General features: G+C 29.8%; 20 protein-coding genes. 12 read left to right on the top strand and 8 right to left on the bottom strand.

Translation table 11 applies throughout. The annotated features are described in order from the left end of the window. The 7 genes from BLV79_RS12935 to BLV79_RS08430 all read right to left on the bottom strand — a co-directional run. Window positions 1-323: hypothetical protein (locus BLV79_RS12935; RefSeq protein WP_207645670.1), on the bottom strand; the 323-nt coding region annotated here is incomplete at its 3' end. Next, window positions 323-1,144: a hypothetical protein gene (locus tag BLV79_RS08405; protein WP_074718048.1), complete on the bottom strand. Its 822-nt coding sequence runs from the start codon at window positions 1,142-1,144 to the stop codon at window positions 323-325. The genes BLV79_RS12935 and BLV79_RS08405, both read right to left, overlap by 1 nt. A 3-nt stretch (window positions 1,145-1,147) precedes the next feature. Further along, window positions 1,148-1,840, bottom strand: a complete 693-nt coding sequence (locus BLV79_RS08410; RefSeq protein ID WP_074718050.1) for a hypothetical protein — start codon at window positions 1,838-1,840, stop codon at window positions 1,148-1,150. Then, window positions 1,833-2,507: an ABC transporter ATP-binding protein gene (locus BLV79_RS08415; RefSeq protein ID WP_074718053.1), complete on the bottom strand. Its 675-nt coding sequence runs from the start codon at window positions 2,505-2,507 to the stop codon at window positions 1,833-1,835. Before BLV79_RS08415 ends, BLV79_RS08410 begins: the two co-directional genes overlap by 8 nt. A 366-nt stretch (window positions 2,508-2,873) precedes the next feature. Then, on the bottom strand, window positions 2,874-3,569 hold the full coding sequence (locus BLV79_RS08420; RefSeq protein WP_074718055.1) for a LytR/AlgR family response regulator transcription factor: 696 nt from the start codon (window positions 3,567-3,569) through the stop codon (window positions 2,874-2,876). Window positions 3,570-3,741: 172 nt separating this feature from the next. Continuing rightward, window positions 3,742-4,206 (bottom strand): threonine/serine exporter family protein, encoded by a 465-nt coding sequence (locus BLV79_RS08425; protein ID WP_022749857.1) that lies wholly within the window; start codon window positions 4,204-4,206, stop codon window positions 3,742-3,744. Further along, complete coding sequence (locus tag BLV79_RS08430; protein WP_027422431.1) at window positions 4,203-4,982, bottom strand: threonine/serine exporter family protein; 780 nt, start codon at window positions 4,980-4,982, stop codon at window positions 4,203-4,205. Before BLV79_RS08430 ends, BLV79_RS08425 begins: the two co-directional genes overlap by 4 nt. Window positions 4,983-5,211: 229 nt before the next feature. Here BLV79_RS08430 and BLV79_RS08435 point away from each other — a divergent pair, with 229 nt between their 5' ends. The 12 genes from BLV79_RS08435 to BLV79_RS08490 all read left to right on the top strand — a co-directional run bounded on the left by BLV79_RS08435 (window position 5,212) and on the right by BLV79_RS08490 (window position 16,016). Next, window positions 5,212-5,535 carry a DUF3837 family protein gene (locus tag BLV79_RS08435; RefSeq protein WP_074718057.1) on the top strand — a complete coding sequence of 108 codons (324 nt, stop codon included), beginning with the start codon at window positions 5,212-5,214 and terminating at the stop codon, window positions 5,533-5,535. Between the two features lie 46 nt (window positions 5,536-5,581). After that, window positions 5,582-6,142, top strand: coding sequence for a TIGR01440 family protein (locus BLV79_RS08440; RefSeq protein ID WP_074718059.1), 561 nt, complete (start codon window positions 5,582-5,584; stop codon window positions 6,140-6,142). A gap of 129 nt (window positions 6,143-6,271) precedes the next feature. Then, on the top strand, window positions 6,272-6,796 hold the full coding sequence (locus BLV79_RS08445; RefSeq protein ID WP_074718061.1) for an adenine phosphoribosyltransferase: 525 nt from the start codon (window positions 6,272-6,274) through the stop codon (window positions 6,794-6,796). A 17-nt stretch (window positions 6,797-6,813) separates the two neighbouring features. Continuing rightward, window positions 6,814-7,314 (top strand): phosphatase PAP2 family protein, encoded by a 501-nt coding sequence (locus BLV79_RS08450; protein ID WP_074718063.1) that lies wholly within the window; start codon window positions 6,814-6,816, stop codon window positions 7,312-7,314. A gap of 274 nt (window positions 7,315-7,588) precedes the next feature. Next, window positions 7,589-7,978 carry a LytR/AlgR family response regulator transcription factor gene (locus tag BLV79_RS08455; RefSeq protein ID WP_074718065.1) on the top strand — a complete coding sequence of 130 codons (390 nt, stop codon included), beginning with the start codon at window positions 7,589-7,591 and terminating at the stop codon, window positions 7,976-7,978. 105 nt (window positions 7,979-8,083) lie between these two features. Further along, window positions 8,084-9,091, top strand: coding sequence for a hypothetical protein (locus tag BLV79_RS08460; protein ID WP_074718067.1), 1,008 nt, complete (start codon window positions 8,084-8,086; stop codon window positions 9,089-9,091). Window positions 9,092-9,331: 240 nt separating this feature from the next. Beyond that, window positions 9,332-11,068, top strand: a complete 1,737-nt coding sequence (locus BLV79_RS08465; RefSeq protein ID WP_074718069.1) for an ABC transporter ATP-binding protein — start codon at window positions 9,332-9,334, stop codon at window positions 11,066-11,068. Window positions 11,069-11,072: 4 nt separating this feature from the next. Further along, complete coding sequence (locus tag BLV79_RS08470) at window positions 11,073-12,824, top strand: ABC transporter ATP-binding protein (protein WP_074718117.1); 1,752 nt, start codon at window positions 11,073-11,075, stop codon at window positions 12,822-12,824. Further along, entirely contained in the window at window positions 12,821-13,408 is a 588-nt protein-coding gene (locus BLV79_RS08475) for an MptD family putative ECF transporter S component (protein ID WP_074718071.1), read from the top strand. The genes BLV79_RS08470 and BLV79_RS08475 overlap by 4 nt, the downstream gene beginning before the upstream one ends. Next, a complete protein-coding gene (locus BLV79_RS08480) occupies window positions 13,405-14,106 on the top strand; it encodes an energy-coupling factor transporter transmembrane component T (RefSeq protein WP_074718073.1) in 702 nt (233 codons plus the stop codon). Before BLV79_RS08475 ends, BLV79_RS08480 begins: the two co-directional genes overlap by 4 nt. Next, window positions 14,103-15,551 carry an ABC transporter ATP-binding protein gene (locus BLV79_RS08485; protein ID WP_074718075.1) on the top strand — a complete coding sequence of 483 codons (1,449 nt, stop codon included), beginning with the start codon at window positions 14,103-14,105 and terminating at the stop codon, window positions 15,549-15,551. Before BLV79_RS08480 ends, BLV79_RS08485 begins: the two co-directional genes overlap by 4 nt. 174 nt (window positions 15,552-15,725) lie before the next feature. Beyond that, on the top strand, window positions 15,726-16,016 hold the full coding sequence (locus BLV79_RS08490) for a hypothetical protein (RefSeq protein ID WP_074718077.1): 291 nt from the start codon (window positions 15,726-15,728) through the stop codon (window positions 16,014-16,016). Between the two features lie 84 nt (window positions 16,017-16,100). Here BLV79_RS08490 and BLV79_RS08495 read toward each other — a convergent pair whose 3' ends face one another. Continuing rightward, the gene (locus tag BLV79_RS08495; protein ID WP_074718079.1) at window positions 16,101-16,988 is read right to left on the bottom strand and encodes an AraC family transcriptional regulator; all 888 of its coding nucleotides are present in this window, start codon (window positions 16,986-16,988) and stop codon (window positions 16,101-16,103) included. Window positions 16,989-17,221 lie beyond the last annotated feature (233 nt).

Below are 17,221 nucleotides of genomic sequence, written 5' to 3' on the forward strand. Positions count from 1 at the left end.
CTTTTTATTTCAAAAATATGGTTTATTCTAATTGCGATAATATATATTATAGAAAAAATACTTGCTGTTTTAAAATTAGCAATATTAGCCCTTAATACAAGTTTAATTCTATTTTTTTCTCTGACAATTCTTGTAGAATCCATTAAATTTTCAATATCGCTAGAGATATTGAAAATGTAAAGGAATGCTAGTAAAAGAGTAAAAACTTCTCGCCTCCATATCATTACGTTTTCTTTAAACAAAGCTATATCAAAAAGGATTATAAAAATATAGAAAGAAAAAAATATTATTTTTTTATAGTTCTTTAGTAAATATTCAATCACTAATATATGTCCTCCCTCTTTGTTCCAATGTAGATGCCGATTGCTCCTGTAATAATGAAAAACCCTAAAAGTGTTAATGTAGGTATAACGTCCTTAAATTCATAGGTTGTACAATATAATCCTATTCTTGTCCAGGAATTATTAATATTTGTAATTCTTTTTAGTATTACACTTAAAATTTCAAATCCTGTCAAAACTATAAAAGGAGCAACTATAACATGAGTTTTTTTAAAAAACTTAAACATATGTGATAGTCCATACCCAAACCATGCAAAAACACCAGCTACCATACTTCTATAAAATATAGTAAGAGTTAAATATAGAATAGGGCGATATTTTATTAAATCTTCAAATATCCAATAATCTGATTGAGATAAAATATATTGTTCTGGTTGAGAGAAAAAATTAATGCCTTCAGCTGGAAAAAATAAAGTTATCAAAATCAGATTAACCAATAATGCAGTTGTAAAAACTATGCTAGACATAAATGCAACTGCTAGACCTTGTTTTATAATTTGCTTTTTTTTGCTTATTCGTGTATAAATACATGCAGTTATTTCATTGTTGCGTTCTTCAACGGCTATAGAGGAGCCTATATAGCAACTAATAACAGGAAGTAACAGAGAGAAAAATAGTTCTGCAGGAGAATTGGTAAAGCTATCTAATACAGATAGGGAAATGGGTGTTAGAATCTCGCTTAAGTAATATCCCCGGTACATATTAATGGTGTAGATAAAATCTCCACATCCTGCTGTTAACAGTACTAAAAAAGCAATCCATAATTCATTTCTATTTAAAAGTTTTTTTATCTCGAATTTCATAATCTACACCTTCTTTAAAATATCATTTATATTTTTTTTGTTACTATCGTAAAACTCAACAACGTTCGGATCCAACGTGAATGAATCATATTTTTTTAATTCTTTATATTTTAATGAAGAATTATCTGATTGCTTTTGTGTCATTAAAAAGCATTTACCATCTACAGTATCTTTTGTAACATGGTATTTGCTTATGCTTCCAGTGGTTAAAACATAGGTATTATCATATTTACCATACATGTCACCGGGATATTTCCTCAGAAAAACAATATAATCTTCGCCATTGTTAAAGAAGAGAGATCCTTCTGCACCGCTTAAGTGCTTGTTTGCAATAAAAATTGATTCGACAATTTTTATTTTGTCTTCAATAACTTTTCCTTTATATATTTCTTTAACTTTTCCTTCAACATAACTTGACTGATAGGTTTTATGATGTTTGGTATTTTTTCCAATATTAACACGTACAATCACGTCTGCATCTTTATAGAGAGTGTTAAAATTTTGTATTTGAGCGGGTGTTTTTGCTTCATTTTCAAAAAGTTCATCGAAACAAACGGTATAGTTGCCATAATCGTTAGATGGAATAAATAACAAATCATTTTTCCATGTTTTTTTTATTGCTATACCAAAAAAAAGACTAGTAACAACTATTATAAGAGTCACTAATCCATACAGTAATTTTATTTTTTTATGCACTTAGGTCATCTCCCTTTTTAGTATATTTAGTTTGTTCTTTTAAAATTTTTCCATTTTCCATTGTAATTGTTTCATCAAATAAATCTTTTAACCATTCTAAACTGTGGCTGACAACAATTACAGTAGTTCCGTTTGATTTTTCTTCTTTTAAGATTTGTTCTAAACGTTGATTTCCATCAGTGTCTAATGCATTTGTAGGTTCGTCTAATAATAATAAATCGGGTTTTTCCATTATTGCTTGGGCGATTCCAAGGCGTTGTCTCATTCCTAAAGAAAATTTACGGATTAAAGTTTGTTCTTTTCCTTTTAGACCTACTCGCTCTATTGCATCTTCTATTTCTTTGTCACCAATTTCATTTTTTATAGAAGCAAGTGTTTTTAGAGTTGCTTTAAGTGTATAGTTTTTCCAGAACATAGGATTTTCAATTAAAACTCCAACTTTAGGAGGAAAATCAATATCTTTATGAATAATTTTTCCATCTATTATAACGTTACCAGTTGTAGGAACAATTAATCCGGCAATCGCTCTTAATAGCATTGTTTTTCCGCAACCATTATGACCTTGTATTCCATATATTTTCCCTTTTTCGAATTCTATGTTAATTTTATCTAATACTATATTTCCCTTTATTTTTTTGGTTAGATTCTCTAACTTGATATATTCCATATTCAATTCCTTTCTTAAAAGTGTTCATCATAGTTTATTTAATAAATTATGATGAACACCTAAATATAAATAAGTTAAACGTTATTTATAATTAACAACTCCTGATGCCTTAACAGTGTTTGCTGGTGTTAACAATAATGAAAGTGCTAATGCACTAGCACCTCCAAATGCTATCAATTTTTTACTAATTTTGTTCATACCTAAATCCTCTCTTCCTTAAAAATATTATATTTATGAAAATTTACTATAGAAAAAATAGACTAGTAAATTTTCAAACTTATTACATTAAGAGTATAATATTTCAAATGCTATATTTCAAGTTTTTGTAATAAACGAGAATATTCTGTAATAAACGTGTTTATTACATCAAGAATTTTGTAATAGGTTATGAACATTTTTAGAAAATTTGGCACCAATTGGAAGTATTTTTCCAGATAAAAGAATTACATACCTAGATTTAATTTTTTTTACAAAATTGATGTTAATCATGTAGGATTTGTGTATACGTACAATATCTGTCTCACATAGATTATCTTCTAAGAGACCGATATTTTTAGAAATAAAAATTTCTTCATTAGTGCATATTATATTAGAGTATCTTCCAAAAGCCTTTATAAATTCTATATCGTTCACATTAATACTTTTTTTTTCACCATAATAATTGTAACAGAGGATGTTATTTTTTTTAGAAGCTATTATTTTTTTTAAAAATAATAGCGTTTTTTTAAAATATTTATCTGAAGTGAGGGGTTTTTTAAGAAATCCTCTTGTTTTAGAACAAAAACATTCGGGTAATAGTGAATCATTACCAGCAATAAAAACAACATAACTAATTTTTTTTGATTTTTCAATTAGGTGCAGAGTTTTATGGTTAAAAAAAGAAAAATCGATATCAAAAAATAATATGTCGATATTTTGCCCATTTTTTTTTAGAAACGTCATGATATCATCGATTTCTTTAGGTGTTATAATATCAAGATTATTTTTGGAAAAATTTAATTGTGCTTCTTTAGTCAATGTATTTATTGTTTTGTTATCTTTAGTATAAATCATAATTGTCATTGTGTTATTCTCTCTATTCATTGTATTGCATATTTAAAATAATTCTTGTATATTATGAAGGTTTACAAGATGTATAGTCTCTTATGCCTATGCTGCGATAATTATACTATTTCAATAATTGCACTTCAAGTTTTTGTAATAAACGAGAATATTCTGTAATAAACGTGTTTATTTAGGTCGTTTTGTGATGAAAAAGCTGTCCAAGTTTTGCAAATAGAGACTGAGGTATTGCAAAACCAAAAATAATTCCAAAAACTATTGCGGATGCAATTTCAAAAGTTTCAAGACCTTTTTGAGCAAAAAGAGTATGTTGCTTAGTAATTAAATAATATGCAGTGTAGTAAATTCCAGCTCCCGGCACAAGTGGAAATATTCCTGGTAAAATATAAATTGTAGCTGGATGCATTCTAATAACTGCAAATGATCTAGAAATAATAGCAAGTCCTGAAGTCGCAATTAAGGCAGCAACGATAATTGAATAATGAACATAATTATTTAGAATAAAATAAATAATCCATCCGAATCCACCTGTAATTCCACAAAATATAGCTTCTTTTCTTGGTGCACAAAAAATAACAGAAAAGGATAAAGTGGCAATAGATGCAATTAAAAATTGAATAAATAATTCTAAAATCATAATACTGGTACTCCTCCATTTATAGATTGATAAATGCTTATAACAATACCGACTCCGGCTGCAATGCATAATGCAGTCAAAAGGGCATCAATTAAATGAATTGTGCCAGATAAATAATCGCCGTTGTAATAATCACGTATTGATGTCGTAAATGTTATACCAGGCACTAAAGGCATAATCACACCAATAACAATTTTGTCGTATGAAATTTTAAGCCCAAACAAAAGAGGTAATAAGCTAAGAGTCATTGCAACTATACTAGCAAATACATTTTTTGTAAAACGAGAAAGTTTTTGATGGGCACAGTATAAAAGAAAAATTTCAAGAAAAATACCTGCAACGAAAGCCATAATAGAATCTAAAATTGTTCCTCCAAATAAATAAGTAAAACATGAACAACCAAGTCCACAGAAAAAGCAAAGAAGTCGTTTGTCTGGACTTGGGCTATTTAGACATTCGTCAAGTCGCTTCCAAGCAGTTTTTACATCGCAATGTTTACAGCAAATATCGCGAGTTAATTGATTCAGTGCAGAAATTTTTCTTAAATTAACATCACCAAGCGGGGTATGACGAATGATACTGCATGAATCGTCTAGACCTTCATTAGCGCTGGCAAAAATACCATTTGACAAAACATATATATCAAAGTTTTCTATATTATATGCTTTTAAAATTCGTACAAGAGAATCTTCAACACGATAAATTTCAGCTCCATTTCTAAGCATTGCATCGCCTATTTCAGCGGTTAAAGTTAGAATTTCTTTTGTAGTTGTCATAAATATAATCTCCCATAATTTTTTATAAGAATACATTAATCTTATTTTGAAGGTGAGTCAACAAAAATAGTGGTGAAAATAAGGTAAAAAGTGCTCTTATTTGTGCTATAATATGAAATTAGTTAATAAAGTAAAAAGCGATGTGTTTTCAAGCAAGAAGTTTGGTAACGTGTTGCCGAGTAATTCACGAAAATACATATAATTTCAAGTGACGATAGGAAGTGAGAAGATGGTTACATCAATTGTTAGACAGAGTGTTATAATAAAATGCAAACAAAAGATATCTGCGATGTTAGGAAACTATGAATTCTATTATAGTGTTGGTTTTTTGCATAAAAAATACAATCTTGATTGTAGCAGCGACATGAAGCCTGTTGAGTTAAAAGAAAAAATAGCAGATAAACTTGAAATACTTCAGGGCGATTCACCTGAAGAGGAGTATTTGATTACTATTTTAAAAAAATATAGACCAAAAGATGAATATAACGATCAAATGGTTGAACTATTTGAGATGGGATTAAATGAAGAAAAACCATGGATTGTAAAAATATAAAAAATTATGTATAAATTGACGATAGATTATGTAAGGAGATTGTGTCATGGAATTAGAAAACATTAAAAATCAAAGTAGAAAAGCAGTTTTAGAAATAATTGAAGAAGCCAAATTAAAAGAAGGAGATTTGTTTGTTGTTGGTTGCTCAACAAGTGAAGTTTGTGGACAGAAGATTGGTACTTTTTCTAATTATGATATAGCAACTTCAATTTATGAAGGCATTAAAGAGGCATTAGATACAAAAGGTGTTCTTCTTGCAGCGCAGTGTTGTGAGCATTTAAACAGAGCATTAATTGTTGAAAGAACAACTTGTGAGAAATTCAATTTAGAAGAAGTTAACGTGATTCCTCAGCCAAAAGCAGGAGGATCATTTGGTACAAATGCATACAAATTAATGAAAGATGCAGTAGCAGTAGAAAGCTTAAAACAGCAGGCAAGTGCAGGTATTGATATTGGTGGAACATTAATTGGAATGCACATTAAACCAGTTGTTGTGCCACTTCGTATTTCTTTTAATAAAATTGGAGAAGCCAGCTTTTTATGTGCTAGAAGAAGACCTAAATTCGTAGGTGGACAAAGAGCTATTTATGACGAAAATCTTATGTAATATTCGACGATAGTCTTATATAATATTTAAGTTTGTTATACTTGAAAAATATTATAAAAAGGTTTATAATATTTAGGCTGTCTCGGCCAGTAGTTTATAAATAAGGATAAAAGAGAGGACGCTTTTTAAATGAAAACAGTTGAAGAATATATCAGAAGTATTCCAGATTTCCCAGAACCAGGCATTGTTTTTAGAGATGTAACAAGTCTTTTACAGGATGCTGATGGTTTAAAGTTAGCAATTGACGAGATGATTAAGGCCTTAGAGAATGTTGATTTTGACATTGTTGCAGGTACGGAATCAAGAGGATTTATTTTTGGCGTACCAGTAGCATACGCTATGCATAAGCCATTTATTCCAGTTAGAAAAGCTGGAAAACTTCCTTGTGAAACAGTTTCTCAGTCATATGACCTTGAGTATGGTTCAGCAACAATTGAAATTCATAAGGATTCAATCAAACCAGGACAAAAAGTTGTATTAATCGATGACTTAATTGCAACAGGTGGTACTATCGAAGCTGCTGCTAAATTAGTAGAACAACTCGGTGGTGAAGTTGTTAAGATGTTGTTCTTATTAGAGCTTAAGGGCTTGAACGGCAGAGAAAAATTAAAAGATTACGATGTAGAATCAATCGTTTCTTACGAAGGCAAATAGAATATAGAGGGTTGACTATGAAAAGAGATACATATATAAATATGATAGATTTTTTCAATGCCAATTCATTTAGAGCAAAAACAATCCAGGTAGTCAATAAGTTGATTACTGGGATTGTTTTTGTTAGTTATCCATGTTTTTTGGCGTATCTATTGTGGAAAAATCATCAATTTTTTTTAAGAGGAATATTGGTTCCATTAATTTCATTTAGTGTTTTAACGGCAATACGAAGAATGATTAATGCACCTAGACCATATGAAGTTTTTGAAAAATCGTCAGTAATAAAAAAAGATACAAAAGGGAAATCATTTCCAAGTAGACATGTATTTTCAATATTCATGCTAGCAATTACATATTATGCATTATTAGATATTAAATGGATAGGAATATCAATTGGTATATTTGGAATAGTTTTAGCCGTAACAAGAGTTATTAGCGGGGTTCATTTTACTATAGATGTGGTTGTAGGTGCACTGTGTGGTATAGGTGCAGGAATTGTTGGCTATTTTATTATATAGAAAGATATATTGTTGTAGGAAACGGATATGTTTTTTAGAATTGATAAGAGTGTATTGTTTTTGTTATTTATGTTTCCAGTATTAAACAAGGGCAAAATGAAATTATCAAAAATAGAGTTAGGGTTCTTAAAAACGGGTTGATACGCTACATATAAATGCAGTGGAAAAGAAATTTCTCTTCTGTTTTATAAAAATAGTGCTATAATGAAAATAAATATTTAAGTTAGTATGTATAGAGTAAGGAGTTTTAAGGGAGGCGTTATGACTAGTTATTATGTTAAAAAAAGATGAAAAGCAAGCTAGTATTTTTGATAAAAACACAAGAGATTTTTTAACAAATATAAAAATAGAAGATATAATCTATTGCGAAAGTTGTGGGCATAAATTAATCTTACATACAATTCATAAAGATATTCATATGTATGCAAAATTAAATGATATAGAAGAGTATTTGGCAACGGATATGTTTTTTAGAATTCATAAGAGTTATTTAGTAAATAAAAGATTTATTCAAGGGATTGATAAAAACATAATTATTTTATCTAACGGAATAAGATTAAATATTTCGCGTAGTACAAGTAAGGAAATACATGAGAAATGTTTGCTAGCTGCGTTAAAAAAAAATATGAGTCATGATAGAACATTTACTGTAGCAGAAAATTGATACAACAAAATTTGTCTTTTTTCTGCTATTTTTGCTATACTTCTTTTTTTTAATTCAACTAGTGTTAAAATAGGATTATAAAATAACAAAGGGAGGAATAATATTTTGAAGAAAAAAACGTTTGCATTTGTAGGAGTTGTTTTTACGGTTCTACTTGTAATTGTTGGTGTTTGGTTGTTTAAAAAGCCTAGTAAAATTAAATTACCTAGTGATTCTGAAATAGAACTTATACAGTATAATGGTTTAATTGTACAGGGAAAACCAACAAAGGTTTCGGAATATGAACAGGTTTGGAAAAAATCTATTGAAAATGCTAAACCACTGAGCAGATTTCATAATATGAAAAATAAATCTAACGCTCCTTATTATGTTTTTTCAATTGTAGAAAAGAATGATAAAATCGTTACTTTTAAATTTTTTAAAAAGGGAAATACATCATATTTTGAGACAGAGTCTGGAGAATTATATACAGGTATAGAAAAGATTGATGAGTTAGTGGATATAGAAAAAAGCTCTAAGATTTATGAATTTCGTGCTAAAATTATTCTTTCAGATGAATTTTATGATGATTTATTAAAGTATGCTAAGAATGTTGAGTTTATTAAATATTGTAAAAAGAATAAATTTAGTGATCGCGAAATGTATCAAAGCAGTTGTATTTCATTATTAAATAATGATGTAAAAGGGGCTGATGCTGATAAAGAAGCAACTAAAACTGTACTTGATATTAATGCAGAGTATGAAAATGGAAAAAAAGATAACTTAACCGCTTCTAAGAGTGATTTTGAAAAGTATATTAATGACGAAATTAAAAATTTTAAGAAAAATTCAAAATATAAAAAAATCGATATTGCTTTTAAAAAAGCAGGATACTCTTTTGAAGAATATTTGCGTAATAGTAAAAGAGTATTTATGAATTATCAGTTAGAATACATAAAATATCAATATCAACAAGAATTTTTAAAAGGCAAATTAAAAGTTAAAGGTAGCTATGTTGAGAATATAAATGAGTATTCAAGTGCAAAACAAGCGGAGCTTATTGAAAAGGGAATTTCAAAAGAAAAAGAAAAGGTTGTAAAGAAAGATTGTAAAGAAGCATATAAAAATTTATAGTAATAGCTATGATATTAAAAATAACTGAAACCGAGAGTAGGTGATGAGCTTACTCTCGATTTTTTATTCTTATAAAAGAATTTGTTTTGATTACTTAAAAAAATATCAAATATGAAAAATTAGAGTATTGACACCAAAGTTAGTTAATGCTAATATTGAGACAAAATTGAATTTTATGTAAGAGAGTTTCATGTAAAGTGTTTAAGGTTAATGAAAAATAATTAAGAAGGGAATAATAAAATGATTTCATATGTATTTAAGTATTCAGGAAAGTATAAGAAAAAAACAATTATGGCAATGATTGTTATGACAGTGGGGGTGTTGTTATCAGTTCTTCCATATCTATTTGCATATCAATTAATTGAGCCACTCTTAAACCATCAAAAACTAGAAGTATCGTTTGCAATATCAAGAACGCTATTATTATTTGCATGTCTTTTTATGTATCGTGTTCTTTATTGTTATGGACTTCAGTTTTCGCATGAAGGAGCGTTTTATACATTAAAAAATATCAGGGAATACGTTCAGTCAAGAATAGAGAGAATGCCTCTTGGAAAAATTCAGGATATTGGAACAGGACAATTAAAAAAAATGTTTACAGATGATATAGACGGTCTGGAACTTCTTTTGGCACATGCACTTCCTGAAGGGTTTGCAAATGCTTTAGGCGTAATTGTTTTATGTGTCACAATGTTTGTTGTAGATGTAAGAATGGCATTATTGAGTTTGGCATCCTTAGTTGTTTCAATGATAGTTATGTTTGTGATGTTTGGTTCATGTGTAAAAAAGATGAATGAATATTATGCGTCTGCAGCTAGAATGAACAATACGATTATTGAGTATATTAATGGAATGGAAGTAATAAAAGTTTTTAATCGTAATGAAGAGTCTTTTAAAAAATATAGACAGGATATTGCTAGCTACAGAGATTATACTCTTGGATGGTACAAATTATGTTGGCCATTTTTAGCAATAACAACAAGTTTATTCTCATGTATGACAGTGCTTTCATTACCAGCAGGAGTGAAATTTATTAATGATGGAACACTTACAATTTCACAGTTTGCTCTTGTTATTTGTTTGACAATATCCATAGTAGGACCACTTTTAAAAGTTGGAAGTTTCGGTTCAACTTTACCACAGATTAGGTTTAAGGTTAAAACTTTAGAAGAATTAACAGAAGGTGAAAGCTTGAAGGTAGGTGAAAAGAACTTTCAAGGAACAAAGCATGATATCAATTTTGAAAATGTAAGATTTTCATATAAATCACAGGAAGTTATTCATGGAATTTCATTGGATATTAAAGATAACTCAATGACTGCGTTTGTGGGAGAATCAGGTAGCGGAAAATCAACTTTAGCAAAATTGTTAGTGCATTTTTATGATATTGATAGCGGATGTATTAAAGTCGGAGGACAGGATATCACTACGATTAGTCTTGAAGCTTTGAACAATCAGATTTCGTTTGTTTCACAAGAGCAGTTTTTGTTTAATACTACAATTTTTGAAAACATTTTAATTGGTAAACCAGAGGCTACGAGAGAAGAGGTTTTAGAAGCAGCTCAAAGAGCACAGTGTATGGAATTTTTGAATAAATTACCAGAAGGTATTGATTCAAAAGTTGGTGATAGCGGAAAAATGCTTTCTGGAGGCGAAAGACAGAGGATAGCACTTGCCAGAGCAATTTTAAAGAATTCACCAATTATTGTACTTGATGAGGCTACGGCGTTTATTGATCCTGAGAATGAAGAAAAGATGAATGAAGCCATATCTCATGTTATACAAGATAAGACTGTGATAATAATTGCACACAGACTTCCTTCCATCGTAAGTGCAGATCAAATTGTGGTTTTAAACAACGGAAATATTGTTGCTAAAGGAAGTCATAAGGAACTTTTAGAAAAATGTGATGAGTATAAAAAAATGTGGAGTGCACAAAAAGGGGCACAAGAGTGGAAAATTAAGGAGGATGCATAAGGTTATGTTGAAGATGATACACAGAATTGTAGAAGCTGCCGGAAAAAGAAAAATTCGTATACGTCTGGCATACATTTTTTGTTTTATCAGAGGGTTATTGATGAAGGCTCCTGTCATAGTTGCATTTGTTGTTATTAACAAAGTATTGGAAAATAAATTAAATTCAGATTTTGTTACAAATTCTGCAATTGCAACGGGAACAATTTTATTCGCTCAAATCCTGGCACAATATATTGGCGATAGGCTTCAATCAGCGACAGGATTTGAAATGTTTGCAGATATGAGAATTAAAATAGGAGAACATTTGAAGAATCTTCCTATGGGATACTATACAGAAGGAAATTTGGGAAAAATATCGTCTATTCTAACAACTGACATGTCTATGGTTGAAGAAATATGTATGTCTCAGATTGCTCAACTTATGACATATATTTTTTCAGAAACTATAATGATAGTATTTTTATTTTTTTTCGATTATCGTATTGGAATTTTTGGAGTAGTGACGGTATTTGCAATTGTTTTGGGAGGCAAAATTGTATCGAATAAAATACTTTTACATTCTAAAACAAGACAGGTACAGGCGGAAAATTTAACTTCGGCAGTAATTGACTACACGGAAGGAATGAATATTATAAAAACTTATAACATGTTGGGTAAATCTTCAAAAGAATTAACATATAATTTTGAGGAGAGTTGTAGGGAAAATATAAAATTTGAAGAGGCTGTTTTTCCATTTTCCGTTAGTTTAGGTTTTCTTTACGCTGTAGGAACAGCAGGAACTCTTGCTATATGTGTATATCTTGTAATGAGAGGTGTTATTAGTGTATCTTCTTTTGTTGGAATAATGCTTTTTATCTTTGATTTATATATGCCAGTATATGTTTTATACAACGAATCAACAAGACTTACAGTTATGAATGCCTGCATGGATAGAATTGAGGAAGTATTGAATGTACCAGAACTTGTTGATGAAGGAAAATTGAGAATTCCTAAAAAACATGAAGGAAAACAAGTTGAATTTAAAAACGTATCATTTGGATATGAGGATAAAGAAGTTCTTCATGATATTTCATTTGAAATGGAAGCTAATACGATGACTGCGATTGTTGGGCCATCAGGAAGTGGAAAAAGTACGATTGCCAGTCTTCTTGCAAGATTTTGGGATATAAAAAATGGAGAAATAAGGATAAAAGGAGTCAATATTAAAGATGTTTCCCTTCATGATTTGATGAATGAAATAAGTATGGTTTTTCAAAGGGTTTATCTTTTTCAGGATACAATTTATAACAATATTGTAATGGGAAGACCAAATGCGACGAGAGAGGAAGTTATACAAGCGGCAAAAAAAGCAAGATGTTATGATTTTATAATGGAACTTCCAGAAGGATTTGATACTGTTATTGGAGAAGGTGGAGCAAGTCTTTCAGGAGGAGAAAAGCAAAGAATATCAATAGCACGTTGTATTTTAAAAGATTCACCTATTGTTATTTTAGATGAGGCAACTGCATCAGTAGATGCTGATAATGAGAGACTAATACAAGATGCCATAAATGAGCTCGTAAAAGGAAAGACACTTCTTGTTATTGCACATAGACTTAAAACTATAAAGAATGCGGATGATATTTTAGTCATAGCTGACGGAATAATACGAGAAAGGGGAACACATCAGGAATTAATTAATAAAAACGGATTATATAAAGAGTTTATGGAAAAAGTTAACTCAGATATTTCCTGGACGAAGGGAGAGGTAGCATGAAAAAAGAATTAGAAATTCGGGACATTATTAATATTGGTGTGTATACGGTATTGCATTTTTTATGCGTTGCCTTGATGGCAATGTTGTTATTTGTACCACAGACTATTGTTTTTGTGGGGTTATTAGAAGGATTTTTAGGAGCAATACCAATTATGATTTTTTTACAAAAAGCAAAAAAACCGGGGATGCTTGCAATAATGGGAATACTTTTGGGAATACTGACAGTGATTACAGGCAGACCAGTTGTAGCAGCATTATTCGGTATAGCAGGAGGGATTATTACTGAATTGATTTGGAGAAAGGCAGGTTATAAAAATATAAATGCTGGAGTGATTTGCTGTGCTACGATGTCATTATGGGTTGGAGGAATGGAACTTCCTATGTTTTTTGGTTATAGAGACAATTATCTTGCAAGTCTTGAAAAAGGATATGGAACACAGTATGTAAAAATAATGAGATCACTTACTCCAGACTGGATGTTTATAGCGTTAATAGTTATGTGTCTTTTAGGAGGAGTGTTAGGAGGCATGTTTGCAAAGCGTTTATTACGTAAACATTTTGAAAAAATAGGAACTGCGTCATGATAAAAAAAATTGATCCTAGGACTAAATTATTTTTACTGATAGTCATTAATATAATAATGATGGGGGGAAAGATTTCTGGAACATTCACTTTTTTTAGGATTATTATGGCTATGATACCGTTTTTATTAATGGTTAACGAAAAATGGTACCGAAAAGCAGCGATGTATTTTGTGTTGTATGCGTACTCATTTTCTATGGAAAGATATATTTTAACCAATATACAGACGACTTTATTGATAATAATTCTTTTTACAACTGGAATGATTTCAAGATTTTTAGCTAGTGCTATGATGGCATATTATCTTATGAAAACAACTACGGTAAGTGAATTTGTTACAGCAATGGAAAAAATGCATATACCAATGGTTATAGTAATTCCGTTTGCTGTTATGTTTCGTTTTTTCCCGACTATAAAGGAAGAATGGCATGATATTAGATTCGCTATGAAAATGAGAGGTATATTGACATTAAAAAGGAATCCTTTTGACACGTTAGAATATGCATTAGTCCCTTTGTTTATGTCAATTTCAAAAATAGCCGAAGAATTGTCAGCTGCTTCGATGGCTAAATGTCTTACGGTAAAAGGAAAAAGAACACATATAGTAGAAATTGGTTTTTCATTCTTTGACTTTTTACTTTTTTCTATTGGAATATTTGAATTAGGAATTTTTTCATTTTTCGGAGGAATTGTAGCATGATTGAGTTTGAAAATGTTAGTTTTAAATACGCTAACAATAAGTCTGACAAGGCTAACTTATATGACATAAATCTAAAAATTAAAAGTGGTGAGTTTGTTGTTTTCACAGGAGAAAGTGGTTGTGGAAAGACTACGTTTACGAGAATTTTAAATGGGCTTGTACCTAATTTTTTTCAGGGAGAACTTACTGGTAATGTAAAAATCGACAATGTAAGTATTATTGGAAAAAAAGTAGAGGAGTTGGGAAGAATAATAGGCAGTGTTTTTCAGAATCCAAGAAGTCAGTTTTTTAACGTAGATACGGATAGCGAGCTTGCTTTTGCTGCTGAAAATATAAGCATGGATACTAAAGAAATAATATCTAGAATGAAAGACGTTACCAGTCAACTAAAGCTTGAAAAATTACGTAGCAGGAATATTTTTGAGTTAAGTGGAGGAGAAAAACAACAAATTGCTTGTGGTAGTGTTGCTGTAATGCATCCAGATATTGTAGTGTTAGATGAACCATCTTCAAACCTAGACAGATATGCTATTGAAAATTTAAGACAAGTGTTAGTAAAATGGAAAGCTGAGGGAAAAACAATAGTTATTTCTGAACACAGGCTTTATTATTTGAAGGATTTGTTAGATGAAATTTTTATATTAAAAAAAGGTAGAATAGATGAGCAATATACTCGAGATGAATTGATTTTCTTATCAGATAAAGAAATTTCTGAGAAAGGGCTAAGAACATTAGATGAATCTTGCGTAATTATTAAAGATAAGACTGATAAAGAAAAAAATATTAAGCAGGATATAAATAAACATAATAATGAAGATTCTACTGTAAATTGCATAGAAATTGAAGATTTAGAATATGAATACAAGAGAAAAGACAAGGCGTTATGCCTAAAAAAATTCGAAATTGTGTCTGATGGCATTGTTGCGATAATCGGAAAAAACGGAGTAGGGAAGAGTACATTTTTGAAGTGCTTATGTGGGGTTTATAAAGCAAAGCACGATAGAGTTTATAAAAATGGAAAACTTTGGCCAAGGAAACAACGTCTAAAAGATAGTTATCTTGTAATGCAGGATGTTAATCATCAGCTTTTTACAGAATCTGTCTTAGAGGAAGTAATGATAAGTATGGATGCTAAAATGTCAGATACAGAGAAAAAAGAAAAGGCTATAAAAATCCTTAAGAGATTTAAGTTAGAAGAATTTGCTAACGCGCATCCTATGTCGTTATCTGGAGGACAAAAACAAAGAGTTGCAATTGCATCATGTATAGCTGCGGAAAGGAAGTTTATTTTATTAGATGAACCTACAAGTGGTTTGGATAAAAATAATATGCATTTGTTGGCAAAAGAACTTAAATTTTTAAAGAATAAAGAAAAAACTATTTTTGTAGTAACTCATGATTATGAATTTATTAATGAGTGCTGCGATGAAGTTGTAAAAATATAGTATACATTTAAGTAGTAATGTTATATTTTTTCGGGGAAATATAATAAAGAAGTAACATTATAAATGTGATATAATAGAAAAGTAAAATCATAAATATTATAAATAAATTATGATTGGTCATTGACTTATATGGTCAATAATTATACTTAATTAATACAGAACAGGAGGAACATAATGGCAGTACATTCAATAGATGCAGAAGATGATCAATTTGCATATCGTTATGATACACAGCTATTAATTGATAGACGTGATAAAGATTTAGACGAAGATGAAATTGCGGATTACATAACAGAGCATTTTGAAGGAAACAGCTTAATTGCTGCAGGTGATGAAGATCTTATAAAGATTCATTTTCATACTAACGAACCTTGGAAAATCTTAGAGTATTGTAATACTGAAGGTGAAATCTATGATATCGTAGTTGAAGATATGATTAGACAATCTGACGGTCTTCAGGGATAATAATCATAGTTATATATGTTTTAACGTAAAATTTTTATTTTAAGAAAAGAAAGAGCTTCATTGTAATGAAGCTCTTTTTTGATATTATGTTCTGTTTGCCTTGCGATAACGTAATGGCGTTGTATTATATTTTTTCTTAAAACTTCTGTTAAAATATGAAAGGTTATCAAATCCAACTTCATTTGCAATATCTAATATAGAAGAATCAGATGTAACAAGAAGTCGACTTGCCATAGTCAGTCTATATTCATTTAAGTAATCAATAAAAGAAGTACCCATCGTATTTTTAAAATATCTCATAAAATGTGATTCAGAATAATCAAGAAGACTTGCAACATCATAAATGGAAATTCGATTCATATAGTTGTTTTCGATGAATTTTAAAATGATTTTCATTTTATCAAGTGCAAGAGTTGTTTTGTTTGAGCGAGGATTAGATAATATCTTGCAACGGTTATTTAAAACAAAAAACAGATTAAAAAGTTGACTCTTAATATAAAGTTGATAACCTTGTGGACGAGTCATTGAAATATTGTCGCAACAATCTAAACTTTGAACAACATCTTCATAATATGGATATACAGGTGTAAATACTGTAGGAACTGTTATTTGTCTGTTAAGTAGGGGAAGAATAAAATCAGTTGTACAACAGTCAGTTTGTTTAGGTATAAGCATTGATGGGTTAAAAATAATATTTTCATATTCCATAGAATAAGAATCATGTTGCTCAATCGAATGTAATTGTCCTGGTAAAATAAGAATTACAGATGGACTTTTAACATTATAAGATTTAAAATCCACAGTGACAGTTCCTTGGCCTTTTTTTATATAAATAACCTCCATTTCTTCGTGCCAGTGTAGTGGAACTTTTGAAAAGTCATATGGAATTGAACAAAGATACGTATTATATGGAAAAATTATATCACCATGTGATATTGTTTCGTGATAATTTTCATATTCTAATATATTCATGATAGAATTGTACCATTTTTTAAGAGAATAATGCAAGAATAATGTTAGATATTTGCATATAATTTAATTGTAAGTTAGGTGAGACGTTCAAAGGATTGTGTTTTTTCAGACAATATCTAAGAACGGTAAAATTAATAAAGGAATGCATGAAAGTGCACAGGATGCTAGGGGATAGTCAGCATGTTGTAACTTCCCTTTCCTCAAAATACAGTTTCAATATACAATGATAGTAT

This window comes from Lachnobacterium bovis DSM 14045 (assembly GCF_900107245.1).
In the GTDB taxonomy this organism is placed as follows: Bacteria; Bacillota; Clostridia; order Lachnospirales; family Lachnospiraceae; genus Roseburia; species Roseburia bovis.